Raw genomic sequence first — 24,282 nt, forward strand, 5'->3', positions numbered from 1 at the left:
ATTTATTAAGTATTCCTATTAACCTGCACCTTATGTATGGCATAGGTTAATGTTGATCCATTTAAGACTCCGCTTGTCTTAAACAGTAATAATCTATTAGTTTATTCCCTTTATTTTTACTAGGTGTTGTTTATGCGTTAATTGCTGACAAATATTAACGAGATCAGAATGTAAACCGCCAGCAGTAACATCTCGTCCAGCGCCTGGGCCACGGATAATTAAGGGGTTTTCTTGATACCAATGACTACTAATTTGAAAAATATTGTCGCACGGTGTCAAATTAGCAAAAGCATCTGTTTGTGGTAAGACTTCTAAGCTTACTTTCGCTTGAATATTCCCCGTCTCATCAACGTTCAAGCGTGCCACATAACGAATACAACTCGCTTTCTTGTTAGCATCAGTTAACGCATTAGCAAAATAATCATCTAACTCATTAACCCTTGCTAAAAATTCTTCTCGACTGATATTTTGTAAATTTTCAGGTACTAGATTGGTGCAATCAATATCATCAAGTGACAGCTCAAAACCAGCCATACGAGCTAGAATTAGTAACTTACGCTGTACATCACGTCCTGATAAATCTTCACGTGGATCTGGCTCTGTGATCCCCTGATTAAGTGCATTAATAAGTAACGTTGAAAAAGCAGTAGAACCGTCATAAGTTTCAAATAACCATGAAAGCGTACCCGAAAAAATACCGGCAATTGCTGTAATAGTATCGCCGCTGTTATTTAAATCTGCAATAGCATAATTGATAGGTAATCCAGCCCCAACGGTAGTATTACCTAACCACAGGCTGTTATTCTTATCGGCGGTATTGACCAACGTATTGTAGTGCTCAGTACCTGATGAAGCTGCCCACTTATTCGCACCAATAACGTGAATACCGCGCGTAAAAAAGTCTTGATAAAGCAAACTAAAATCTTCGCTTGGCGTAATATCTACCACAATTAATTCGTCATAAGGATGATTACTTAACCAGGCCAGTAATTCGTCGTTGTTATACGGTTTAGCTTCTTGCTTAAATAATGACAATGCTTGATTCACGTCAATGCCATCGTTATTGATTAAGGCTTTTTTCGACGATAATAATCCGACAAGGTGAGTATTTTCTAAGGCATATATTCTATTTAACTGTGCAGGTAATAGCTCAAGGAAACGCTCACCAATATTACCTAAACCCGCAATAACCAACCCTATATGGCGAGAATCTTTAGTCATATCGTGATGAACTTTATTCAATAATTCTGTGCTACAAGGCTCGGCCAATACGGCAATAACACTATGATTATTTTTACTGCTCACTAAAAATAGAGGCTGAGCACTCTTTAAAGATCGTTTAAAGCGCGCTTTAATATCGCCGCGTTGTGCAACGTTATGTCCAACCGTTGCAATAATAGCAGTAGGAATAAAAGTAACTTCGACGTCGTGACTGGCTAACCATTGGCTTAACGCTTTTTGCTGATATTGATTGATAACAATAAAGCCTTGCTCGCCATCAGAACAAATAGGCGAAAATTCAACTAACGCTTTTTTAAATAAACTAGCTCTTGAGCTCCCCGCTACGTCATCGGCCAAATCAGCAATAAAGCTTGCTGATTTCGCTAATATCAGATCATTCAAATAGGTAACTGAGAGCTCTTGTTTTGCAATATTGCCAAAAGTACCTATTTCTGTACCGGCAACTTGTGAATCAAAACTGCTTGCTACATGTAAGTGACAGTGGTGAGATAAATTTTCATTAACCAATGGCATTAACGTTTTGGCATGTAAAACAGGATTACCTAAACGTCCTAGCTCTTTTGCCACACCATTAGGTAAACGATGTAGTTTTCTCGCATTAGGTACAACGCGTGGGTCGGCGCTATAAATACCATCGACATCGGTCCATAAGGTTACATTATTAGCGCCGACTAAAGACGCAACAATAGTTGCTGAATAGTCACTACCATTACGGCCTAGCGTGCAAGTTTTACCGCGACTATCACGGCTAATATACCCTGTAATTACAGCTAATTTTCCAAACTGCAATCGAGTTTTAAATTGTGCACTACTTAAGGCATGATCAACCACACAATTTTGTTCGTTGTCTATCACGAGAAAATCACGGGCATCAACCGAGTTACTTGGGCAAATTTTTTCATTTAATAAAGCTGATAATAAACGTGCAGACCACAATTCACCGTAAGCTAAAATATCATTTCTGTGCTGAATGATATCATTCGACAACCACGTTCTTAGCTGAACTATATCGGTAGATAATAGCGGTGTTAGTTGCTTTGAACTTTTCTCGTTTAACAATGCATTGATAAGTAAAAGTTGTTGTTGCTCTAATTCGCTCAACGCTGCTGTTAGGTCAGAGCTTTCTGTTTGCGCTAATATGGCAAACAAACTATCGGTGGTTTTACCGTTAGCAGAAACAACAACAATGTCATTGAGTTGGCAATTTTGTCGGATAATATCAACAACGCGCTCTATGCACTGCGCATTAGCTAAAGAGCTACCACCAAACTTATGCACGTTAACCGCATGTTTAGCTAATTTATTTTGAGGTCTTTGTGATTCTGTCATTTATTCTTCTGCAAAATTATTGTTTATTAACGCGTTTGGCTTTGTTCTAACCCATGCGCTAAATCGGCCAAAATATCATTAATATCTTCAATACCGACTGAAACTCTCACTAAAGAGTCTGTAATGCCAGCCGCTAGTCTTGCTGTTTCGGCCATACCAGCATGAGTCATTGTTGGCGGATGACAAATTAAACTTTCTACTCCACCTAGTGATTGCGCTAAAGTAAACAGCTCTAAATTAGCAAATAACCTTTTCACCGACTCAACGCCACCTTTAACATCAAAACTTAGCATAGCGCCAAAGCCTGCTTGTTGCTTTTTAGCAATTTCATGTCCTGGATGGTCTTCAAAGCCTGGATAATAAACCGACTCTATCGCAGGATGATTTTTTAGAAACGCAGCAACTTGCTCTGCATTTTCTTGATGTTGTTTCATACGAATTGGTAAGGTTTTCAGGCCTCGTACCGCCAGAAAACTATCAAATGCACTGCCAGTAATACCAATACAATTTGCCCACCAAGCTAACTCATCACCTAAAGCCTGCTCTTTAGTCACTAAAACACCACCCACAACATCGCTGTGTCCGTTGATATATTTAGTGGTAGAGTGAAAAACGATGTCTGCACCCAATGTTAATGGTTGTTGTAAAGCAGGAGATAAGAAGGTGTTATCTACAGCAACTAAGGCACCTACTTCATGACTAGCGTTAGCTACTTCTTCAATATCAACTAACCGTAATAGCGGATTACTCGGGCTTTCAATTAACACTAATTTAGGTTTTTGTGCTAATGCTTCGGCTAGTGCCGGTTTGTTATTTTGATCAACAACAATGAGTTTGAATTGACCACGTTTGGCTAAATGGGTAAATAAGCGAAAGCTTCCCCCATAACAGTCATGAGGAATAACAACGAGATCATCAACGGATAGTAACTGACAAATCAATAATACTGACGACATACCGGTGCTTGTAGCAATACCAACTTGGCCTTGCTCTAATTTAGCAATCGTTTTAGCGAAAGTTGCTCGGGTCGGATTACCTGTTCGAGAATAATCAAATTCACGTTTTTCATTAAAGCTCTTTAATGAATAAGTGCTAGATAAATGAATAGGAGCGACAACCGCACCATGTTGTTTATCAGTGTTAATACCCGCCTGAACTGCCGAAGTAGTAATGCTTTTCATTTTAGTATTCGACATTTTTATTCCTTATTTTCATTAACTAACACCACAAACTTATATATTTAATATTTTGGATGTTTGGACGTCTATAACTCTAAAGGTTTTGACTATTTAGGTCAAGAATTTTTAGACATCTAAACTTCTACTTGACTGGATTTCTGCAACCAGTAGAATTGCATGATTAAGAAGAAATAAGTATATGCTTCTCTGTTCCAATGAAGCTTAATTGATATTTAATTCAACTTTAATTAAATAATACCTTTAAATGAGTTTTTATAATCATATAAAAATAATAATTAACCATTTACATTAATAGCTACAGAGGAATTTACATGGCTGAGTGGAATGACGAGTATATTAATCCCTATGCCGAACATGGTAAAAAGAGTGAGCAAGTAAAAAAAATTACTGTCTCAATTCCTTTGCGTGTCTTAAAAGTATTAACTGACGAACGAACTAGGCGCCAAGTAAATAATTTACGCCATGCAACTAATAGCGAATTATTGTGCGAAGCATTCTTACATGCGTTTACCGGCCAACCTTTACCAGATGATGAAGATCTCGCTAAAGATAATGATGAAAAGTTACCTGCTAGTGTTCGCCGTATTTTAGAAGAAAAAGGGATTACTGATTTTAGTGCTTATGAAATAGATGATGACGAATTGGTTTAAGTCCGACTTTATCAATAGCTTAAAATAACTAACCTCAAATAAAAAAAGTAGCAACCTCTATAGAGTTTGCTACTTTTTTTGTTTTTAATATCAGATTTAGCCAATAATATAGCTACAAGATTTGCTACAAGATAATTTACCCGTGATATGGCTTACTTAAACGATGCACTGACTCAATAAAGTGTCCTGCATGATCTGGATTCACATCAGGGTGAATACCATGGCCTAAGTTAAATACATGCCCTGTACCACCTTCACCAAAACCGGCTAATATTTTAGATACTTCCTGTTCTATACGCGGTAATGGTGCATACAACATAGAAGGGTCCATATTGCCTTGCAACGCAACTTTATCGCCAACACGTGCTTTAGCGTTTTCTATATCAATAGTCCAATCAAGTCCTACAGCATCACAGCCTGTGGCAGCAATATCTTCTAACCACATGCCGCCATTTTTAGTAAATAAAGTTACTGGCACTTGGCGACCATCATTATAACGCGTTAAACCGTCAACGATTTTATGCATATATTGCAATGAAAATTCTTTGTAATCACGTGGTGACAATACGCCGCCCCAGGTATCAAACACCATCACTGATTGCGCACCAGCAGCAATTTGTGCATTCAAGTATGAAATTACAGAGTCAGCTAGCTTATCAAGTAATAAATGAAGTGTTTGTGGATCAGAAAACATCATTTTTTTGATTTTAGTAAAAGCTTTTGAACTGCTACCTTCAATCATGTAAGTTGCCAACGTCCACGGACTACCTGAAAAACCAATCAACGGCACGCTACCATTAAGTTCTTTTTTAATAGTACGAACAGCGTTCATTACGTATTGCAATTCGCCTTCAGGATCAGGAATGCCAATTTTTTCAACATCGGCCTTACACGTAATAGGACGTTCAAATTTAGGACCTTCGCCCGTTTCGAAATATAAGCCCAACCCCATAGCATCAGGAATTGTTAATATGTCGCTGAATAAAATAGCTGCATCAAGCGGAAAACGACGCAACGGCTGAATAGTAACTTCACAAGCTAAGTCAGCATCACGACAAACTGACATAAAATCGCCAGCATCTTTGCGTACTGCTCTATATTCAGGTAAATAACGTCCTGCTTGTCTCATCATCCAAACAGGTGTGTAATCTACTGGCTGCTTTAAAAGCGCACGTAAATAATTATCATTTTTTAATTCAGTCACCAATAAACCCTCTAATTTATTCATTATTTACTTACTTGAACTTCCAGAAATAGGATTAACAAGCAAATTATGCGCGTATTCTAGCACTCGTGGTATTTTGAATCTATGCGCCAAATCAATTCATTTACGCCGAACATTCATCTTATGAAAAATATTTCAATTTAGTTACATTTAGCTAGACATTATCAATTCACCTAACAATCAACTACTTAATCCACAATAGGCATGGGGTAGGCTTTATACGAAATTCATCGTCGAGTTTATGCTCTATTAAAGTTGTTGCAGTGTTGAAAATGCTTTGCTATAAAATACCTGCGCAAACAAAGAAGCACTGATTAATAATAAAAATACTTCTGAGCATAATGAATAAGAAGCTTGTTTAACAAGACCATAATGCGAGCATTTCAAGCCTTTCTCTTCGAGAAAGGCTTTTTTATTTGTGCTTAAAAATTTATAGCTGAAAATTTATAACTCAAATAATTATTCATTATCCCTTTCAATAGTATAAAATCGCCTTCATAGCACTTTCCTTTAATTTATAAAACTAGAGAAGAATAATGAATAGCCCACAACGCGATATAACTTTAAGATTTTTAGCTGAGCCACAGGATGTAAATTTTGGCGGTAAAGTCCATGGTGGTGCGGTAATGAAGTGGATTGATTTAGCAGCCTACGCTTGTGCAGCAGGTTGGAGTGGTCGTTATTGTGTTACTGCTTATGCCGGTGGCATTCGCTTTATTTCACCAATACATGTAGGTAGCTTGGTAGAAGTAGAAGCTAAAGTTATATACACAGGTAATTCATCTATGCATATTGCCTTAGAGGTAAATGCCTGTGATCCTAAATCGTTAAACCGACACTTAACGACCAATTGTATTGTTATTATGGTTGCCGTTGATCAAAATGGACAATCAGAAACTGTACCACAGTGGATTCCTAAAACAGAAGAAGATAAAAAACAGCATAGTACAGCAATAAAATTAATGGATATGCGCAAACAGATAGGCAGTGAAATGCAAATCTTTGCTGAGTAAAAGAATACTTAATGATGACCAAATATTTAGCATTAACTGTAATTATTCTTACAATTTCATTCAGTAAGCCAAGCTTTGCTTTAGGTAAGCTTGGTCATCAACTTGTTTGCCAATTAGCATTTGAACATTTACCAGAAAAGCAACAAAACAAAATAACTGACCTACTCAGTACTATTCCTGATCAACATAAAAAACTCATCAATCATTTTAATAATCAAAAAGACAACAGTACCATAACGTTTGCTCGCGCTTGTACTTGGGCTGATACAATTAGACATTTAAAAGACTTTAAAAACTATAATGCTTGGCATTATATGAATGTCCCTCGCTCACAAAGTAAAGTTAATACAAACGAATGTCAGCAAAATTGCCTACCCCAAGCTATTTTACAACATCAACAAACATTAGCGCAGGCTCAAAGCCCTTACACATGGCAGCAAGCACAAACTTTATTATTTTTAGGGCATTGGTTAGGTGATATCCATCAACCTTTACATATTAGTTTCAAGGATGATCTAGGTGGTAACAAAATCGCTTTTGCTGATACTGAAGCTAAATGCAATAACCTGCATGGCTATTGGGACCATTGTATTTTATATAAGGGAAAAGAAAGTGAAACAAAATGGCTGACCTCATTAAGAAGTCAATGGAGCCAAAGCCCTCAACCAAATTGGCAAAAAGAACAAGTTTGGCAATGGGCTGACGAATCTTTTCAAATAACAACAAAGTCGACTTTTAACTATTGCCATAAAGATAACCAAAGCGTATGTCAAAAACCTCAGGGTAAAATAACCTTACCGCCTGATTATCTCACTCAGTATCAACCAGTTATAGCACAAAGGTTACTACAAGCCGCACAACGCTTAACAAACGTATTAGCGGCTTCATTATAGTTGCTTATAGTTGCTTAATAGTTGCTTATAGTTGCTTTTTTCTTTGTTTATTGAGGCCTATTCTTTTCTTCAATCCATTGAGACATGTACTTAGTGCTTTTGTGATGATGATGATTAAGCATGCTACCAATAAAGTTGCGTTGTCGGTGTTGCTCTAAGTTTTGTAGCAAGTTAGTTAAGCAAGCTGAAAATGCTGAAAAATGCTGTTCTTGCTCAAACAACAATTGCGCATTTTGTTTACCTAATTCACTCGCACATTGCCAAGCGTTTGCTTCTTGATAAAGTTTTACCGCAGCGTCAGCAATACTTTGTGCGTCGTTAGCAACCTCTCCTGCCCAAGGTAACTGAGTTTCCATTCCTTCAATACCAATATTAGTGGTAACTGAAGGCGTTGAACACAACATAGCTTCAGCTAACTTACCTTTAATACCTGCACCAAAGCGTAAAGGCGCTAAACAGACCTTCGCTGATTGCATAGATTTTATCGCGTCATCAACCCAACCTTTAACCAAAAAACCGGTTTTAACGTCATGTAAATCAGTTGCTTTAGGCGGGGGATAAGCGCCACATATATGAAGTTCCGCCTTAGGTAGTTGTTTGCGAATCAACGGCCATATTTGCTGTTTTAACCAAAGTACTGAATCCCAATTAGGTGGATGACGAAAGTTCCCGATAGAAATAAACCCTTGTCGTTGTTCATAGCTTGGGTTGATTTGCATAAATTGATCATCACTAAACACAAAAGGTACGTAGTGCAATAAACGCTTGTCTACCTTGAATAAGTCCCCTAACAATTCAATTTCTTTCGGTGAAATCATTAAGGTAACATCACTACGAAAAATAGCCGCAACTTCTCGCTTAGCCATATCAGATGTTAATAAGTCAGCTTCTGTCATCTCACAATTTTTTTTATGCGAATCATGTCTTGCATGACGTAGGCAAAAGAGATCTTCCGTGTCTAAAATTCTTAATGCCTGCGGACATTGTTCGATAACACGCCAGCCGAACTGCTCTTCCATCATAAAACGGTCGAACATCACTACATCAGGCGCAAGTGAGCCAATGAAATCATCAAAGCTCGCACAGTTAAGCTTAATATCAACACACTCAACATTAAGTGCCATGAGATCAACCATATGCTCGGTACGTTGTGCAGGGCTTGCAAATACAACTTGATAGCCTTGCTGCTGAAAAAATAAGATAAGTTGCAGCATACGACTACCCGCTGCAGAAGAGTTTGGCTCAGGCCAAACGTAACCAATAATAAGAAGTGTGCTCATGTAAATCTAGGCGGTTTAAATAAAAAGGAGTATACACGCAGTTTAACACCGATGGCAGCTTGATATTATCTCCTTTCAAACATAAAGCCTCTCTCGAACATAAACTTTATTCGAACATAAAAAAAGCCACCGACCATTAATTAATGGTTGGTGGCTATTTATTCAATAATAGTTATGCTGGTTACTGCTACCTTAAGCTATGCCTGTAACCATAGAAACTAACATTTATTTTCTATTTATCAGCAGGAGCTGTGCCTACTTGTGGTGCTGGCTCACTTTTTTGAATTTCTAACAATTCAATTTCAAACTCTAATACTGAGTTACCAGGAATGCGTGGTGGATTACCGTTCGGGCCGTAAGCTAAATCAGAAGGAATAGTAAATTTGAATTTAGAACCAACTGACATTAATTGTACGCCTTCAGTCCAACCTCTAATAACACGGTTCAAAGGGAATACAGCAGGTTCGCCACGGTCATAAGAACTATCAAACGTTTCACCATTTAAGAAAGTACCTTTGTAGTGTACTTTAACTGTATCTGTAGCGGCAGGCTTATCACCTTCCCCTTCAGTTAGCACAACATATTGAATACCTGATTCTGTTACCATAACGCCTTCTTTTTTAGCGTTATCTTCTAAGAATTTTTGGCCTGTCGCTAAACTTGATTCAGATTCTTGAACAGCGATTTCTTGCTGCTTAGCTTTCATTGTTTCATCTAACTTAGTCAATAATGCTGTAATTTCTTCTTGTTCCATTACTGATTTATCATTAATGCTATCAACAAAACCTCTAACGATTAATTCTTTTTCTAAAGCTAAACCTAGTCTCTCATGCTCTTCTAGGTTACGTTGCATATACATGCCGATTGACGCACCTAAACCGTAGGCTTGTTTTTGAACTTCTGCTTCTAATACAGGTGCTTTAGCTTCTTCTTTAGCGCCTTCTTGACAACCAGCTACAGCTAATAATGCAACAGCAACTAAAGTGGGTTTAAAAAATTTCATTTATTTCTCCGTAAAAACATCACAATTGGAGAATCCCCCAATCCATCTATTGTCTTTTGTTTATACCATCTATTGAAGAATTAAATCCAAGATAAGGTTAAACAATTTTAAAAAACGCCTTATACTAACGAGAAATGCGCCAATAAAAAAGTATTAATATGTTGCTTAACTTTTCAAAGAATATAAAACATCGCTTAACAACTATAAAAGTATTGGTTATATGCTTATTTTCTCTGCTATTTTTACAAGCTTGTACCCCTTCTATAGATAAGCCGATAGCCCGATATCAACACTCTGTTGAAGGTAGTTATGCGGCTGATATTTCTAATGACGGCAAGTGGAGTGTAACCTCATCAATTCATCATGGTATTAGTGTTTGGGATTTAGAAAAAAACGCCCTGACCTACCAATGGTCACAACAACAAGACAGTAGTGACAATTTAGTCCTAACCATTGATATTAGTAACAATAACAGCCATGCACTAACCGCAAGTAGAGAAAACTTTGCCCTGTGGAATATAAAAGCAGGCCAGTCTGAAGGCTATTGGAAAGTAAGAGAGTCTACTATTCGTGATATTAGCATTAGTAATAATGGCGATTATATACTTATAGGTAAAGGCAATGGCACAGTTCTTCATGTTACTGTTGATACAGGCAGGCGATTAGAATTTTTAGGCCATAAAGAAAAAATAAACTCCGTAGATATGACACCTAACGGAAGAATAGCCATGTCTGGCGGTAATGATTTTACTGCTTACATTTGGGATACAGTATCAGGGCAAGTAATTTATCAATTCAACCATACATCGCGAGTATCGAAAGTAGCATTAGACCCACAAGGTCGTTTTGCTTTTTCTGCCGACAGTATGAAATCAGCCCATATTTGGGATTTAAAAACAGGTAAATTGATATCAACACTCAAAGGCACTAAACGCCAAGAAGTTTTTAGCTCTATACAATTTTCTCCTGACGGAAACACCTTAGTGACAGGCGCAGCCAGCAGTAAGGTAAGCGTTTGGAATATTGCAACAGGAGAGCGCACAGCTGCATGGCACGTTACGCCAAAAGAAGCAAAAATACCGACAGGAGCTGTTGTTTATAGCCTCGCATTTAGCGATAATAACACCTTATTAACCGAAAGCTCCTCAGGCTATGCTGAGCTTTGGCAACTCCCTAAAGAAAGCAATTAAATGACAGCTAACAAATCAGAAGAAAATGCTATTCAAGTTCTTGAAGAACGGATCATTGCGCTTGAAACTCGTAACCTTTTTCAAGACGATGTTATTGAACAACTAAGCGCCGAATTAACCGTTCATCAAACACAAATTTCTGAGCTAAGAGAGCAAATTCAATTAGTTGCTAATCGACTAAAAGATTCAGGTAGCCTTTCTTCTTCTAAAGATGAAATTGAGCCGCCACCACCGCATTATTAAAAATAACACTGAGATATTACACTACATAATATCTGATAAAGGACTACGTACACCATTAGCGCCTTGCTCAAGTACATGAGTATAAATTTGGGTAGTACGTATATCAGTATGCCCTAGTTGTTCTTGTACTGTTCTAATATCAGCACCCCGTTGTAATAAATGTGTAGCGAAAGAATGACGTAACGTATGGCACGTTACGTTCTTTTCAATTTCTGCGTTTTTTGCCGCCATTTTCACCGCTTTTCGTAACGTTGTTTCATCTATATGATGCCGACGTAACAAGCTACTTTCAGGGTCGATACTTAAACGTTTAGAAGGAAAAAGGTAATGCCATTTTACGTCATTACTTGCACTAGGGTACTTTCTTGCTAAAGCGTAAGGTAGCCAAACCCCTTTATAATTAGGATTGAATTGATCTTGTTTATAAATTGACTGTACTATCGTTATTTGACTTTGTAGATATCGACACAATTCTTTTGCAAGCGTCACGCGTCTATTTTTCCCCCCTTTCCCTTGCCATACTTGAATTGAATGATAATCAAAGTCAATATCTTGTACTCTTAAGCGAACGACTTCCATCAACCGTAAACCACTACCGTACATTAATTGACACGGTAAACTATACTGATTAGAAATTTGAGCTAACAATGCACTTACTTCTATTTGAGTTAATACCACGGGCAATTTAGTTGCTTGTTTAGACTTATTAAAATTCAACTCAAGTGTTAATGGTTTTTCTAGAATGCTTCTGTATAAAAAAACTAACGCATTCAAAGCCACACCTTGTGTTCTTGGCGCAACATTTCTCTGATTAGTTAAGTACGATAAAAAACGCTCAACCTCTGCGTCATGACATTTTAGAGGGTGGCGATGTCCATTAAAATTTATGAACGCTTTAATCCAGTACAAATAACTTTCTATCGTTCTTTTAGCATAACGCTTTAAACGCATTTGCTCAGCAACAAGTTGTAAAAATGGCGATGACATAAATAACCTCAACACAAGACTGTATATAAATACAGCTTAGTATAATTCCTCCTTTCTACAAGAAAGAAGGCAAAATGCCTTCTTTCACACATCAACCAGTCAAGTGGTATGTTTTTAACTAATTGATTTGCTGATAACAATCAAGTAATGTGAATATATTATAAAATTATGGACGATTAATACTCTCTTGTAGAAAGAAGGTATGTTGCCTCATAATAAACTGTTAGTTGCCGCAACTTGTTCTTGCAAATAGCGGTGTTTATCTCAAAATTTGGCACTTGTTTCAGTTCTTTTTTGTGGTAATTTTTAGCGCAGTAAAATTTGTTCGTGTTTTTGGTTACGCAGTTTTCGCCTAAGTTTTTAAGTGTGAATAATTAGCAAAAGTGTCAACGGCTCAAATTCACGGCAAGTGGTAAAGTTGCGGCGGGGTATTTTTTGGCTCTTCCGCAAAACCAGTAAATATTTTTATAAATGGTTGTTTTAGTAATTACAGTTACAAAACAACTAACAAGGTAATTCAAAGCGGACACGCAACAGTTGGCCATCGCTTCGCGATTATAGCCAACGTTGCTTAGCCGTTTAATATAAGCGTTATACGTCGGTCGGAATTTTGTATTTAAATCTACTATGGTGAAAGCCTGTAATATCAAAAAAATACAACTTAAGGTATTATATTAAAAAGAGAAACAAATTTTTAAGGGGAAAAAATTGAGTATAACCATTTTTGATAAAGCAAACGACGGAGTTATTAATAGTGTTGTAGCTACAGGTAAAACAACTTATCAGTACGCTATAGATAATCTATTCCCTCTAATTAATAGGTTTTCAGCGCAAAGAAAGTCTCAAGATAAAAAGTTTTACGCACGACTTGAAAGGGATATTCTTGATCATTGTTTAATGCCCCCTATAACAATTGCTTTTGTAGAGCAAAATTTTGAAGCAAACAATGAAGTAGAAATAGCTGAATATATAACAAATAACATCCAATCCGGATATATTCTTGATGGAATTCAAAGGCTCAATACATTGAGTAGAGCTAGTGGCAATGAAAGGTTTGATGGTTCTCAGTCCCTTTATATAAATGTGATTATATCGCCAACAGAAGATAAATTACTTTATAGAATGATAACACTGAACAATGGTCAGAAACCGATGACCCCTAGACACCAAATCGAGATTTTAACGCAAGAGCTTTTTGATTTTACTGATATTGAAATTACAATACAGTCAGAAAAAGAGCGAGCTGAGAATGTCATTAAAGGTTCATTTGACTTAGGTGATGTATCTAAAGCTTATCTCGCATTTTTGACTGGTGCTGTAAATAACGATAATAATAAAATTATCGGCGAAAAAATGGATCAGATAATCGTTGGTAGAATAATGGATAAACAGCCTAGTGATGATGATATCGAATTTAAAGAAGTAATAACCGAAATTGATCGCTTATGTTCTAATTCAGAAGTAAAAAAGTGGCTTAAAATAGGTAATAATTTAATTGGTTTTTCTGTGGGAATAAAATCATCACATCAAACAATTAAAAATACTAATTCAGATGATTTTTCCGATGCTATTGAATTATTCGAATCCGCTTTCAAAGCAATAAACCCATCTAAAGTAAACCTGGGTAAATATAGACGTGAATTGTCTCAGAAATTTATCGAAAATTACGAGCAGTATTCAGGTTTTGATGAAATGGAGCTCATTGAGGAATTCTCAGAGCTTACTTCTTAATGGCACAGTATGTAACCTTTAGTTATTCCGATAATTTACCTCAGCGTATATTAAGTCAAGTTCCTGAACGGTTAAAAATCTCAGGAACAAGAGACCCTGAGATTTTATTGATACTGCGTCTATTATCTGGGAATGTGGAATTATCGCATCACTACTCTTCTAAACAAGTAAAAAGCAGAGTGAATTACTTCTCAAGTGATTTTTCTGGTTTTTCAAATTGGAAAAGAGAGTTTCCTAATCTACTGTCTTCAGATGTAACTGCAGAAGACTTAGCAGTATTTATAGAGAATACTAAATACAGTAATAAAGCATTTTACTCTGGTATTTTATCTGAAGTATCTCACTTCTTATTGCATAATAAAAAAGGCTCACATACGTCAGCTTTTATATATATTTACAGGATATTGGAAAAAATATCATATGCCTTCCCTTTGATATATGCATCTAAATCCCAAGATTTTTTAAAATCTTTCAATCAGCTAAAAGATTTAATGATTGGCGACAAAGAAAAGAAAGAATTAGGTTTCTTTAAAGTTTTTGTAAAAAAACTTTATGAGGGAGATAGTATTGCTGATACATCTATAGATGTATTTTTAAATACAAGTAATGCCCAGGTTCAAGAGCAAATGTATAAAACGTTAAAAGAAGTATCTGGCAACTCAATACTTCATGAAGACTCAACAGAATTTGATAAACTTTCTATAAAATATTGTGAGATGGGTAGCTTCCTTATTAATGTCCGCAATCGGTTTTTTCATAATTTAAATGGCGGTTCTTCTAATATAGAAAGTAACAGGATTGTTGATGCAGACGAACTCTTTAGCTTTATTAATCCCGCTGCTTTATATTGGATTTCGATGGTATTTCTAGAAATAACTACTTATAGCCTTTCTGAGTTTCAATCACACAGATCGAATGCCGACGTATAACAAGTCGTTTAAACGGAATAAAAACAGTTGGCCATCGCTTCGCGATTATAGCCAACCATTTTTATCCGCTTAACGAGGCGTTATGCGGCAGTACGAATTCGATTAAAAGTATTTTCAAACTTGTGTGTTTTACAAAGTTTATTGCATTTGTTTCGTTTTCTTTAGCTTGGTAATTTACGTGTAAATAAATCTGTTTCAGTTTTTTGGTAAACAGTTTTTCGCCAAAATAGGGCGGTTATAAATGTCACTTTTAATAAGTGGCTCAAAATTCAAAGTTTGGTGGGTCGTACTGCGGCGTTTTTTAAAGCAGTTATTGTCGCCACGAAATCTAATGTAAATTGCGTTGTTTGTGGTAATCGCAACCAGCGCCTAACAAGGCAATCAAACGGACACGCAACAGTTGGCTGCGCTTCGTGCCTCGCACATTATAGCCAACTATTACTTAGCCGCTTATTGTGGCGTTATAAGTTACAAGGAGAGTTCGGTGGTAAAATTCGATCATATATCCGGTCATTTCAATTTAGTTTCTGATGAACTAAAAAATAGACTTTCTTCGTATCAGAGAGGTAAGGAAAAATTTAAAGTTGGTATTTCTGTTGATCCTGAAACTCGATGGATTAAGCATAGTAGAAGCCAACATCAATGGAATAAAATGGTTGTGCTTTACGAATCATCATCCCATAGCATAATAAGCCAAGCAGAGACTGAACTCATTAAGTATTCACAAGATAGATTCCCTGATTCATGTCAGAACAAAGTCAGTGGTGGCGGCGGTATAAACGTGCCCTATCTTTACGAAAAATTTTACCTGTACTTATTGCTAAAGTAACTTATAACAAGTCACTCAAAAGGACAAATAACAGTTGGTTTTTGCTCCTTCGTCGCTTATTTTAACCAACTATTATTTGCCTCTTAGTGAGGCGTTAGCAGGCAACACTTGTTCAAGAAAAATTACTGGTTAGCTTTGTACTTCACATCAAAGGATTGGTGTTTTATTCCTTCATTTATTGTGTCAAATCAAAGTATTTAAATTAATCGGTAAGCATTCTATGTTAGTGTTTATCAATCAAGTTTAGTGGCTAAGTGTTGCTGTATTTATTACTTCTCACTCCCATTAAATTATTTTTAGCGTTAGTGGTAAGTTCGGTGTTTTTAAAAGTCTACTGCTAACAAGTTGCTCAAGCAGGACAAAATACAGTTGGTTTTTTGCTCAATGGTATGGACTCCTCACCTTTGACCAAATAGGTTAAGGTGAAGACGCGAATCATTAGGAGCCCAAACCATGAAAAATTCTACCACTATCAGTATCGATTTAGCTAAAACTGTTTTCCAAGTTGCCTTATTTAATAAATATGGCGTAATGAAATCTAATAATAAAATGAGCCAAGCTAAAATGGTTCAGTTTATCGCCCAGCACCCAGAAGCAACTATTTGCATGGAAGCATGCGGAACCGCTCATTATTGGGGGCGTCGTTTTCAACAAAGTGGTCATAAAGTATTACTTGTTCCTGCACATATTGCCGCAAAATACCGCACAGGTAATAAAAATGATGCTAACGATGCGTTAGCTATTTATGAGTCAATTAATCGTCCTAAAACTTATTTTGTCCAAGTAAAAAACCTTGATCAGCAAGACTTGGCAAGTTTACTTAAGCTACGACAAGGCTATGTAAAACAACGCACTCAAACAGCAAATAGAATAAGGGGCTTAGGCCTAGAATATGGGGTTAAAATTCCTAAAGGTATTGCTAAAATACGCAAAGATTTACCATGTTTCCTGGAAGATGCAGAGAATGAGTTGACGACGTCTAGTCGATTTATTTTAAGGGATCTACTCGATCAACTTTTGTTGCTGGATGGTCAAATTGATGAATCAACGAATAGATTAGTTGCTAGAGCTAAGGAAGTACCTGTTTGTATACGATTGATTGCGTTGCCAGGTGTTGCTTGGATAATTGCCAGTGCGCTTTATGCAAGATTGGGAGATGGCTCAGCGTATAAGTGTGGTCGTGATGCCAGCGCAAGCGTTGGTGTAGTTCCTGCTCATTCAGGAACGGGTGGAAATAATAAGTTATTAGGGATAACGAAACGAGGTGATAGGTGTTTACGCTCATTACTTGTTCATGGAGCACGTTCAGTTGTTAGTCGAATTAAAGACAAGCAAGATGGGTTGAGTTGTTGGATAAGAGAGCAACTATCAAAGAATCATTTAAACAAAACTGCGGTTGCTTACGCCAATAAGCTAGTCAGAATGGCATGGGCTATTTTGAAGAGTGGTGAAGAATATCGAACACCTTTAGCTCAGTAGTGTTTGATAAACCTTGAAAAAGTAACTAAGTTAACCGAGTATAAGCAGTCGTAAAATAATAATGTAAAGTGTATCAACGCACGCAAGGCAAAACCTGTGAGGCACGACGGTATTCAAATACCTCTTACTCGTTAAGGAGCTTTGTAAGTGGATTAAGCCATTAAGGTTCGGGGTAGCTCCCCATCAGAAACCGAATATACGTGAACTTGCTACATACATTTAAATTTATTACGATTAACGGCTTGCTATGCAAGAGGAGTCCATATACGTGCCTCGCTTATTTTAACCAACTATATTTTGCCTCTTAGCAAGGCGTTAGGCTTTTATCAAACTATGCAATTAATTAAACGACGTGATTTACTCTTAGAACACTTGATAAAAAAAGAAACTGTCGAAGACTTGTTTAAATCTGCTGGCTATGCCGTAACATGCAGTGCTATTTTTAGATTTACTTCTATGGCATCTAAACAGCAAGAAACTCTTTCCGTGATAATGTTGCTTATAACCTTTTTTATTTTAATTACTGTTTCTATTATTTATTTTGCAAAGCATGTTGCAATGCCAATGGGGGAAGCCATAAACCCTCAATATATAGATTGGAAAAATAGATATAAAAAATATACAGGTATCAAAAAATATATAGAGTTATTTAAGCAAAAACTATTAATTGAAAAACATGGGTTTTATCTGCTTATAACTACGTGGTACTTTGGGTTTGGCAATGTGATCGGTGAAGTATTAGTTAATGCGGTATTAAAAGCCTAACAAGTTGCTCAAAAGGACAAAAAACAGTTGGCTGTTTTCGTTCCTCAACATTTTAGCCAACAATTTTTTGCCTCTTAGCAAGGCGTTATATGCAAAAGGAATACGCATGAAATTTACTCCAATTCTGTTAATTGTCTTTTTATCGAGTTGTTCTTCATCAACTTTTAAGAAAGAGTTTACTGAAAAAACTATGGGGGCTGTGACAAGTGCTGTTACAGGAACTGACGTTAGTTATAGAGAAAATCAGTGCCCTCGAGTAAAGCGAAATTGTGGTGTTAATGGTGATTACCAAGAGTGGTATCAAGAAAATGGGAAGTTAGCTTGTGCTTGCAATAAGTAATTGCATATAACAAGCTGTTAAACAAGGACAAAAAACAGTTGGTTTTGCTCCTTCGTCGCTAAGTTTAACCAACTATTTTTTGCCTGTTAACAGGGCGTTAGCAGGCACTACTTGTTCTTTTTATAATTGTGTTTGGCTTAATTTATAATTCACATCAAAGGATTGGTATTTTCTGCTTTCCTTCCTTTTTTGTAATTAAATTCAGTATTTTATTGATTGGTATGCATCTTTTGATATTGTTTATCAATCACGGTTAGTGGCTAAGTAGTGCAGCAGTATTTATTGCTTCTCACATCCACTAATTGAATTTTTACGTTGTTGGTGGTTTAAGTCCTTTTAATAAACCTTGCTGCTAACAAGCAAATCAATCAGGACAAAAAACAGTTGGCCGCGCTCGTGCCTCGCACAGTTAGCCAACTATTTATTTGCCTATTATTTGGGCGTTAGCTCGCAAACGGAGTTTTGAGTCATGTGGACATTCGACGGAGATATTTCTTCAAAATGCAATAATTGCAGTGAAATACATGTTGTTCCTGTATCTGATTTTAATATTGAATGTTACGGTGGCGATTATAGTGAAAACGGGATGGGTCAACAAAATAACTATGAGTTATTGTATGAGTTCAATTGTTCGAATTGTAATTCTGAGATAGAGCTTAACTTTGACGCAACAGAGTACCCTGTAGATGTTTTAAGTTACGTGATTAACAATACTAAAGGTGCTACTTGCTCCAATAAACCCTTTATTACTTATCTTCCTGAGTATGAAGAGATTTACTTATTCCCTGAACCTCAGATTATCGTACCTGATAACCGGATTATCACAGACCTTAATTTAATAAATGCGAACATCCCGGCTCTCATAAAATTCCTTAGCGAAAACCCAGATCACCTTCACAAAATTGAACCTAGAGAGTTTGAAGAAATTATTGCTGAGATATTTAGGAGTAAGGGATTTGAGGTGGAATTAACAAAGAGTACTCGTGACGGAGGTAAAGATATTATCGCCATCCAAAGAAATGATTTAGGCTTTGAAACAAAATACTTTATCGAGTGCAAAAGGTATGCTCCAACCAATAAAGTGGGAGTAGAATTGATTCGAGCACTCCATGGGGTTAAAAACACTCGGAATGGACCTAATAAGGTAATCTTAGCTACAACTTCGACTTTCACTAGAGGTGCCATTGATTTCGCTACCAATCAAGCTCCAAGTGAATGGGATATATCACTTAAAGATTACGACGACATTCTTAAATGGGTAAGGTCATACTAAAAGCGAGCTAACAAGTCGCTCAAAAGGACAAAAAATAGTTGGTTTTTGCTCCTGCGTCGCTTATTTTAACCAACTATTTTTTGCCTCTTAGCGAGGCGTTAGTTGCCGCAACTTGTTCTTGCAAATAGCGGTGTTTATCTCAAAATTTGGCACTTGTTTCAGTTCTTTTTTGTGGTAATTTTTAGCGCAGTAAAATTTGTTCGTGTTTTTGGTTACGCAGTTTTCGCCTAAGTTTTTAAGTGTGAATAATTAGCAAAAGTGTCAACGGCTCAAATTCACGGCAAGTGGTAAAGTTGCGGCGGGGTATTTTTTGGCTCTTCCGCAAAACCAGTAAATATTTTTATAAATGGTTGTTTTAGTAATTACAGTTACAAAACAACTAACAAGGTAATTCAAAGCGGACACGCAACAGTTGGCCATCGCTTCGCGATTATAGCCAACGTTGCTTAGCCGTTTAATATAAGCGTTATGCGTCAGTGTCGAAATTAACTAAGGAGTAGTATGCAAAAGGGTGAATCATACATTTTATTGGATGAAAGGTGGAAGTTAGAGGACTTTTCAATTCTGACCAAAGAATATATGCAATTATATTCATTTTTCTACTCTTTACGCTTAGTTGAAAACGATGCATTTTCTCAATTAGAGTTTGAGAGAATGCCTTGGCTCGGAGGTGGTAGTGTTGTTGGTTTTTTTAGTATCATGGGTAAATTAATTCATCCTGATAACAAACCTGAAGTGAAAAGAATTCAATATGCATCTCCAGGATTTATTGAATTAACGCTAATAGTAGAAGTTGCAAAAGATATTGGAATAATAGTAACCGCTCTATCGGGTGCTGTTGCAAGTGTTGCTGGAACTTATAATTTAATACACTCGCAATATCAAAAGAGAAAATTAACTCAATTAAAAATTAAAGACCTTGAAGCGCAACAGTTAATAAATGAAATTAAGTTTGTTAAAGACTCTGTCAAAGAGTTACAAGAGAAATACAAATTATCTACTAACCAAGTCCAATCTCTGCACAAAATCTCTAGAGGTGATGAGTTGGTTCAGTTAAAAATGTTACTCGCTCTTTACCGTAGAGCTAAACCGATAGCAGCGTTACAAGTAAATAACAAAGCTAACTTTAAGAACGCATAACAAGCACTTAAAACGGAACAAAAACAGTTGGTTAGGTTCCGCTTTGCTTCACATTTTAACCAACTGTTTTTGTCCGCTTAAGTGGGCGTTAGCAGTATCGAAGGTTTAGATGACTAATCATGCTCAAGATATAAAATTATCTCTCAGCACTTTTGAGTTCAGTTTTATTATTGATTATCAGCTTGCGAATAAAGATCTACTTAAAAAGCTGCTCTCAATTCAAAAGGAGTTAATGATTACGCGACCTAACTTTAAAAGAGTTACGTTTTGTTTAAATTTATCAATGCTAGACAAGCTGATTGCCAATATTTCAAATGAGGCAAATAAATTAAGTAATTCTGCGGATAAACAATTATTACTTGATAGTTTATTTGGTAAATTAGCGAGTAAATATAACAACTTGGCTTATTAGTAAATACTGCTAACAAGTCATTCAAAAGGACAAAAAACAGTTGGCCGTGCTCAATGGTATGGACTCCTCACCTTTGACCAAATAGGTTAAGGTGAAGACGCGAATCATTAGGAGCCCAAACCATGAAAAATTCTACCACTATCAGTATCGATTTAGCTAAAACTGTTTTCCAAGTTGCCTTATTTAATAAATATGGCGTAATGAAATCTAATAATAAAATGAGCCAAGCTAAAATGGTTCAGTTTATCGCCCAGCACCCAGAAGCAACTATTTGCATGGAAGCATGCGGAACCGCTCATTATTGGGGGCGTCGTTTTCAACAAAGTGGTCATAAAGTATTACTTGTTCCTGCACATATTGCCGCAAAATACCGCACAGGTAATAAAAATGATGCTAACGATGCGTTAGCTATTTATGAGTCAATTAATCGTCCTAAAACTTATTTTGTCCAAGTAAAAAACCTTGATCAGCAAGACTTGGCAAGTTTACTTAAGCTACGACAAGGCTATGTAAAACAACGCACTCAAACAGCAAATAGAATAAGGGGCTTAGGCCTAGAATATGGGGTTAAAATTCCTAAAGGTATTGCTAAAATACGCAAAGATTTACCATGTTTCCTGGAAGATGCAGAGAATGAGTTGACGACGTCTAGTCGATTTATTTTAAGGGATCTACTCGATCAACTTTTGTTGCTGGATGGTCAAATTGATGAATCAACGAATAGATTAGTTGCTAGAGCTAAGGAAGTACCTGTTTGTATACGATTGATTGCGTTGCCAGGTGTTGCTTGGATAATTGCCAGTGCGCTTTATGCAAGATTGGGAGATGGCTCAGCGTATAAGTGTGGTCGTGATGCCAGCGCAAGCGTTGGTGTAGTTCCTGCTCATTCAGGAACGGGTGGAAATAATAAGTTATTAGGGATAACGAAACGAGGTGATAGGTGTTTACGCTCATTACTTGTTCATGGAGCACGTTCAGTTGTTAGTCGAATTAAAGACAAGCAAGATGGGTTGAGTTGTTGGATAAGAGAGCAACTATCAAAGAATCATTTAAACAAAACTGCGGTTGCTTACGCCAATAAGCTAGTCAGAATGGCATGGGCTATTTTGAAGAGTGGTGAAGAATATCGAACACCTTTAGCTCAGTAGTGTTTGATAAACCTTGAAAAAGTAACTAAGTTAACCGAGTATAAGCAGTCGTAAAATAATAATGTAAAGTGTATCAACGCACGCAAGGCAAAACCTGTGAGGCACGACGGTATTCAAATACCTCTTACTCGTTAAGGAGCTTTGTAAGTGGATTAAGCCATTAAGGTTCGGGGTAGCTCCCCATCAGAAACCGAATATACGTGAACTTGCTACATACATTTAAATTTATTACGATTAACGGCTTGCTATGCAAGAGGAGTCCATATACGTGCCTCGCTTATTTTAACCAACTATATTTTGCCTCTTAGCAAGGCGTTGGTATGACTCCCCACGTCAAGTTAAACCGTAAAACATCCTGCTTTTTTTTGAGCCATGATTTTTCTCTTTTCAAGTTGAGTGAGTTAACGCATAGAATGAAGCAAGTAATTTCGTCGGTTATCATGCTGATATTCGTGGATTATTAACCTATTGGCTAACAGCGCCTACCTTACTTTTTCCGTCGTGACACCTAATTTCAGTCTATGCTCGTGGTTCAATGGCCGTTAGGCTATTGCCATCCTAACGCCCTCGGTGGTTGTGCCACATCCGATGCTTGACTCCATGCGCTAACTCAAAACTTTTTCTCATTTAATCTTTTCTCTTTTTCATGTTGTTTTCTTTATTTACGACTCACTTTTTGATTATGCTGGTACCCTTGAAATACGCGTACTTGGGTCAACAGGCACTAATATTACTTCTCGTGATATCGCCCAAATATATGCGAGCATTTCACGGGCAATGGCAGCGACAACAATATTACGATGCTTACCGCGTTGCATCAGGTGTTTGTATCGTCGGCAAAGCCTTAGTTGGGCTTTCCAAGCAATATCAATAACGACCTTAGGCAGTGTTTCTTGCCGCTTTTGTAGCTCGGTTGACACGTTTGCGTTGTGCTTATAGGTTTGAGCCCCTTCAATTAATAATCGACGTGCTCGGCCATTACCACATTTAGTGATGCCGCCTAGCTTTCGATTATCCCCACTTGAGTTTTCTTTGGGAACTAATCCTAAGTAAGCCATTAGCTTTCTCGGGTGGTCAAAGCGTCTTAAATCACCTAACTCAGCAATGGTACCTACAGCGACTAAAAAACGAATACCTCGCATCGCTTGCAATGCTTGAACGACGGGATAATAGCGCCATAGTTTTGCTTGATGTGCTAATTCATTAACTAATCGTTCAACGCGCTTAATACGTTCGGTAATGGTTTGTATCATTTCTTGCAGCACAATTTGTTGGCTTGGATGCGGCAAAACTAACTCAGTTAGCCAACGTAAATGTTGATTTGACCAATTGTCATTCACTTTGCAGGTGATGTTGTTGCGCAGAAATAAACCTTTAAGTTGGAATTTAGCATCTTTTAAGTCTTTCATAGCGGTTTCTCTTGCCCTGGATAAATCACGTATTGCTTCGTCTTCAGGCTCGGGGACATAAATCGGGGTTAGCTCCTCGTCTTTAAGGAGTTTGGCCAACTTCATTGCATCACGTTTATCGGTTTTGACTTTATCTCCTGGTTTTTTAGGGATAAGCGATGGCGCAACGACATAACAGCAATGACCTAAACTTGTCAGTAGACGGTAAATCCAATAGCCACATGGACCTGCTTCATAAACAAAATGCAATGTCGCATTAGGGTATTTAGATTGATATTGCCGAGCAAGTTTAGTGATTGCTGCTTTGGTTGTTTTAATTTTTCCTTGATGAACAGTTTTTGCGCCACGTTGGTCTTCAATGTGTGCAACTTCAGTAGATACTTTATGGGTATCTAAGCCAATGAAAAGTATGTTATGTTTATTCATGCTAGCCTCTATTTTATATTGTTGATAAATATATTATGGCTCTGGTTTGTAAAACTAACCCACGAATTTAGAGGCTAGCACTTTGTGGGGAGTCATTATGTCTATAACTCAAATTCAAAGTCTTGTACTCAAGTCTACTTTTAACTA

Annotated in this window: 22 protein-coding genes; 15 read left to right on the plus strand and 7 right to left on the minus strand. The window is 37.0% G+C overall.

Annotated features, from left to right (window positions below; genetic code table 11):
* Window positions 1–96 precede the first annotated feature (96 nt).
* Together metL and metB are read right to left on the minus strand one after the other, a co-directional pair.
* Entirely contained in the window at window positions 97–2,571 is a 2,475-nt protein-coding gene (gene metL / locus GQS55_RS17730; RefSeq protein WP_159821739.1) for a bifunctional aspartate kinase/homoserine dehydrogenase II, read from the minus strand.
* A gap of 26 nt (window positions 2,572–2,597) precedes the next feature.
* Window positions 2,598–3,767, minus strand: coding sequence for a cystathionine gamma-synthase (gene metB / locus GQS55_RS17735; protein ID WP_159821740.1), 1,170 nt, complete (start codon window positions 3,765–3,767; stop codon window positions 2,598–2,600).
* A gap of 314 nt (window positions 3,768–4,081) precedes the next feature.
* Between metB and metJ the strand changes: the two genes are divergently transcribed.
* Window positions 4,082–4,420, plus strand: a complete 339-nt coding sequence (gene metJ, locus GQS55_RS17740) for a met regulon transcriptional regulator MetJ (RefSeq protein WP_159821741.1) — start codon at window positions 4,082–4,084, stop codon at window positions 4,418–4,420.
* A gap of 136 nt (window positions 4,421–4,556) precedes the next feature.
* Here the strand turns inward: metJ and hemE are convergent, their stop codons facing one another.
* Window positions 4,557–5,624: a uroporphyrinogen decarboxylase gene (hemE, locus tag GQS55_RS17745; RefSeq protein ID WP_159822985.1), complete on the minus strand. Its 1,068-nt coding sequence runs from the start codon at window positions 5,622–5,624 to the stop codon at window positions 4,557–4,559.
* 557 nt (window positions 5,625–6,181) lie between these two features.
* Here hemE and GQS55_RS17750 point away from each other — a divergent pair.
* Window positions 6,182–6,658, plus strand: coding sequence for an acyl-CoA thioesterase (locus tag GQS55_RS17750; protein ID WP_159821742.1), 477 nt, complete (start codon window positions 6,182–6,184; stop codon window positions 6,656–6,658).
* 11 nt (window positions 6,659–6,669) lie between these two features.
* Complete coding sequence (locus GQS55_RS17755; RefSeq protein ID WP_159821743.1) at window positions 6,670–7,551, plus strand: S1/P1 nuclease; 882 nt, start codon at window positions 6,670–6,672, stop codon at window positions 7,549–7,551.
* A 47-nt stretch (window positions 7,552–7,598) separates the two neighbouring features.
* Here GQS55_RS17755 and GQS55_RS17760 read toward each other — a convergent pair whose 3' ends face one another.
* Complete coding sequence (locus tag GQS55_RS17760) at window positions 7,599–8,831, minus strand: glycosyltransferase (protein ID WP_159821744.1); 1,233 nt, start codon at window positions 8,829–8,831, stop codon at window positions 7,599–7,601.
* A 232-nt stretch (window positions 8,832–9,063) separates the two neighbouring features.
* Complete coding sequence (locus GQS55_RS17765) at window positions 9,064–9,834, minus strand: FKBP-type peptidyl-prolyl cis-trans isomerase (RefSeq protein WP_159821745.1); 771 nt, start codon at window positions 9,832–9,834, stop codon at window positions 9,064–9,066.
* Window positions 9,835–9,992: 158 nt separating this feature from the next.
* Between GQS55_RS17765 and GQS55_RS17770 the strand changes: the two genes are divergently transcribed.
* Window positions 9,993–11,024 carry a WD40 repeat domain-containing protein gene (locus GQS55_RS17770; protein ID WP_159821746.1) on the plus strand — a complete coding sequence of 344 codons (1,032 nt, stop codon included), beginning with the start codon at window positions 9,993–9,995 and terminating at the stop codon, window positions 11,022–11,024.
* On the plus strand, window positions 11,025–11,267 hold the full coding sequence (locus GQS55_RS17775) for a SlyX family protein (RefSeq protein WP_159821747.1): 243 nt from the start codon (window positions 11,025–11,027) through the stop codon (window positions 11,265–11,267).
* 21 nt (window positions 11,268–11,288) lie between these two features.
* Here GQS55_RS17775 and GQS55_RS17780 read toward each other — a convergent pair whose 3' ends face one another.
* Window positions 11,289–12,254 carry an integron integrase gene (locus GQS55_RS17780; protein WP_159821748.1) on the minus strand — a complete coding sequence of 322 codons (966 nt, stop codon included), beginning with the start codon at window positions 12,252–12,254 and terminating at the stop codon, window positions 11,289–11,291.
* 708 nt (window positions 12,255–12,962) lie between these two features.
* Here GQS55_RS17780 and GQS55_RS17785 point away from each other — a divergent pair.
* The 10 genes from GQS55_RS17785 (at window position 12,963) to GQS55_RS17825 (ending at window position 22,300) form a co-directional block, all read left to right on the plus strand.
* Entirely contained in the window at window positions 12,963–13,985 is a 1,023-nt protein-coding gene (locus tag GQS55_RS17785) for a hypothetical protein (protein WP_201294535.1), read from the plus strand.
* Complete coding sequence (locus GQS55_RS17790; RefSeq protein WP_159821749.1) at window positions 13,985–14,914, plus strand: hypothetical protein; 930 nt, start codon at window positions 13,985–13,987, stop codon at window positions 14,912–14,914. Before GQS55_RS17785 ends, GQS55_RS17790 begins: the two co-directional genes overlap by 1 nt.
* Window positions 14,915–15,398: 484 nt before the next feature.
* On the plus strand, window positions 15,399–15,743 hold the full coding sequence (locus GQS55_RS17795) for a hypothetical protein (protein WP_159821750.1): 345 nt from the start codon (window positions 15,399–15,401) through the stop codon (window positions 15,741–15,743).
* A 453-nt stretch (window positions 15,744–16,196) separates the two neighbouring features.
* Window positions 16,197–17,222, plus strand: coding sequence for an IS110 family transposase (locus GQS55_RS17800; protein ID WP_159817298.1), 1,026 nt, complete (start codon window positions 16,197–16,199; stop codon window positions 17,220–17,222).
* A gap of 333 nt (window positions 17,223–17,555) precedes the next feature.
* Entirely contained in the window at window positions 17,556–17,987 is a 432-nt protein-coding gene (locus GQS55_RS19915; protein ID WP_201294536.1) for a hypothetical protein, read from the plus strand.
* A 106-nt stretch (window positions 17,988–18,093) separates the two neighbouring features.
* Entirely contained in the window at window positions 18,094–18,327 is a 234-nt protein-coding gene (locus GQS55_RS17805) for a hypothetical protein (protein WP_159821751.1), read from the plus strand.
* A 469-nt stretch (window positions 18,328–18,796) separates the two neighbouring features.
* On the plus strand, window positions 18,797–19,600 hold the full coding sequence (locus GQS55_RS17810) for a restriction endonuclease (protein WP_159821752.1): 804 nt from the start codon (window positions 18,797–18,799) through the stop codon (window positions 19,598–19,600).
* A 501-nt stretch (window positions 19,601–20,101) separates the two neighbouring features.
* Window positions 20,102–20,740 carry a hypothetical protein gene (locus tag GQS55_RS17815; protein ID WP_159821753.1) on the plus strand — a complete coding sequence of 213 codons (639 nt, stop codon included), beginning with the start codon at window positions 20,102–20,104 and terminating at the stop codon, window positions 20,738–20,740.
* A gap of 109 nt (window positions 20,741–20,849) precedes the next feature.
* Window positions 20,850–21,152, plus strand: a complete 303-nt coding sequence (locus GQS55_RS17820) for a hypothetical protein (protein WP_159821754.1) — start codon at window positions 20,850–20,852, stop codon at window positions 21,150–21,152.
* 122 nt (window positions 21,153–21,274) lie between these two features.
* Window positions 21,275–22,300, plus strand: a complete 1,026-nt coding sequence (locus GQS55_RS17825) for an IS110 family transposase (protein ID WP_159817298.1) — start codon at window positions 21,275–21,277, stop codon at window positions 22,298–22,300.
* Between the two features lie 680 nt (window positions 22,301–22,980).
* Here GQS55_RS17825 and GQS55_RS17830 read toward each other — a convergent pair.
* The gene (locus GQS55_RS17830) at window positions 22,981–24,135 is read right to left on the minus strand and encodes an IS110 family transposase (protein WP_159817300.1); all 1,155 of its coding nucleotides are present in this window, start codon (window positions 24,133–24,135) and stop codon (window positions 22,981–22,983) included.
* Window positions 24,136–24,282: the final 147 nt, after the last annotated feature.

Source organism: Colwellia sp. 20A7 (assembly GCF_009832865.1).
Lineage (GTDB): Bacteria > Pseudomonadota > Gammaproteobacteria > Enterobacterales > Alteromonadaceae > Colwellia.

Excerpts from the sequence above, each read along its gene's own strand:
- GQS55_RS17780 (WP_159821748.1), bottom strand. The coding sequence starts at position 12,254 with ATGTCATCGCCATTTTTACAACTTGTTGCTGAGCAAATGCGTTTAAAG.
- GQS55_RS17805 (WP_159821751.1), top strand. The coding sequence starts at position 18,094 with ATGAAATTTACTCCAATTCTGTTAATTGTCTTTTTATCGAGTTGTTCT.
- GQS55_RS17765 (WP_159821745.1), bottom strand. The coding sequence starts at position 9,834 with ATGAAATTTTTTAAACCCACTTTAGTTGCTGTTGCATTATTAGCTGTA.
- GQS55_RS19915 (WP_201294536.1), top strand. The coding sequence starts at position 17,556 with ATGCAATTAATTAAACGACGTGATTTACTCTTAGAACACTTGATAAAA.
- GQS55_RS17755 (WP_159821743.1), top strand. The coding sequence starts at position 6,670 with ATGATGACCAAATATTTAGCATTAACTGTAATTATTCTTACAATTTCA.
- metB (WP_159821740.1), bottom strand. The coding sequence starts at position 3,767 with ATGTCGAATACTAAAATGAAAAGCATTACTACTTCGGCAGTTCAGGCG.
- GQS55_RS17810 (WP_159821752.1), top strand. The coding sequence starts at position 18,797 with ATGTGGACATTCGACGGAGATATTTCTTCAAAATGCAATAATTGCAGT.
- GQS55_RS17825 (WP_159817298.1), top strand. The coding sequence starts at position 21,275 with ATGAAAAATTCTACCACTATCAGTATCGATTTAGCTAAAACTGTTTTC.
- GQS55_RS17770 (WP_159821746.1), top strand. The coding sequence starts at position 9,993 with ATGTTGCTTAACTTTTCAAAGAATATAAAACATCGCTTAACAACTATA.
- GQS55_RS17775 (WP_159821747.1), top strand. The coding sequence starts at position 11,025 with ATGACAGCTAACAAATCAGAAGAAAATGCTATTCAAGTTCTTGAAGAA.
- GQS55_RS17750 (WP_159821742.1), top strand. The coding sequence starts at position 6,182 with ATGAATAGCCCACAACGCGATATAACTTTAAGATTTTTAGCTGAGCCA.
- GQS55_RS17815 (WP_159821753.1), top strand. The coding sequence starts at position 20,102 with ATGCAAAAGGGTGAATCATACATTTTATTGGATGAAAGGTGGAAGTTA.
- metJ (WP_159821741.1), top strand. The coding sequence starts at position 4,082 with ATGGCTGAGTGGAATGACGAGTATATTAATCCCTATGCCGAACATGGT.
- GQS55_RS17790 (WP_159821749.1), top strand. The coding sequence starts at position 13,985 with ATGGCACAGTATGTAACCTTTAGTTATTCCGATAATTTACCTCAGCGT.
- GQS55_RS17800 (WP_159817298.1), top strand. The coding sequence starts at position 16,197 with ATGAAAAATTCTACCACTATCAGTATCGATTTAGCTAAAACTGTTTTC.
- metL (WP_159821739.1), bottom strand. The coding sequence starts at position 2,571 with ATGACAGAATCACAAAGACCTCAAAATAAATTAGCTAAACATGCGGTT.
- GQS55_RS17830 (WP_159817300.1), bottom strand. The coding sequence starts at position 24,135 with ATGAATAAACATAACATACTTTTCATTGGCTTAGATACCCATAAAGTA.
- GQS55_RS17760 (WP_159821744.1), bottom strand. The coding sequence starts at position 8,831 with ATGAGCACACTTCTTATTATTGGTTACGTTTGGCCTGAGCCAAACTCT.
- GQS55_RS17820 (WP_159821754.1), top strand. The coding sequence starts at position 20,850 with ATGACTAATCATGCTCAAGATATAAAATTATCTCTCAGCACTTTTGAG.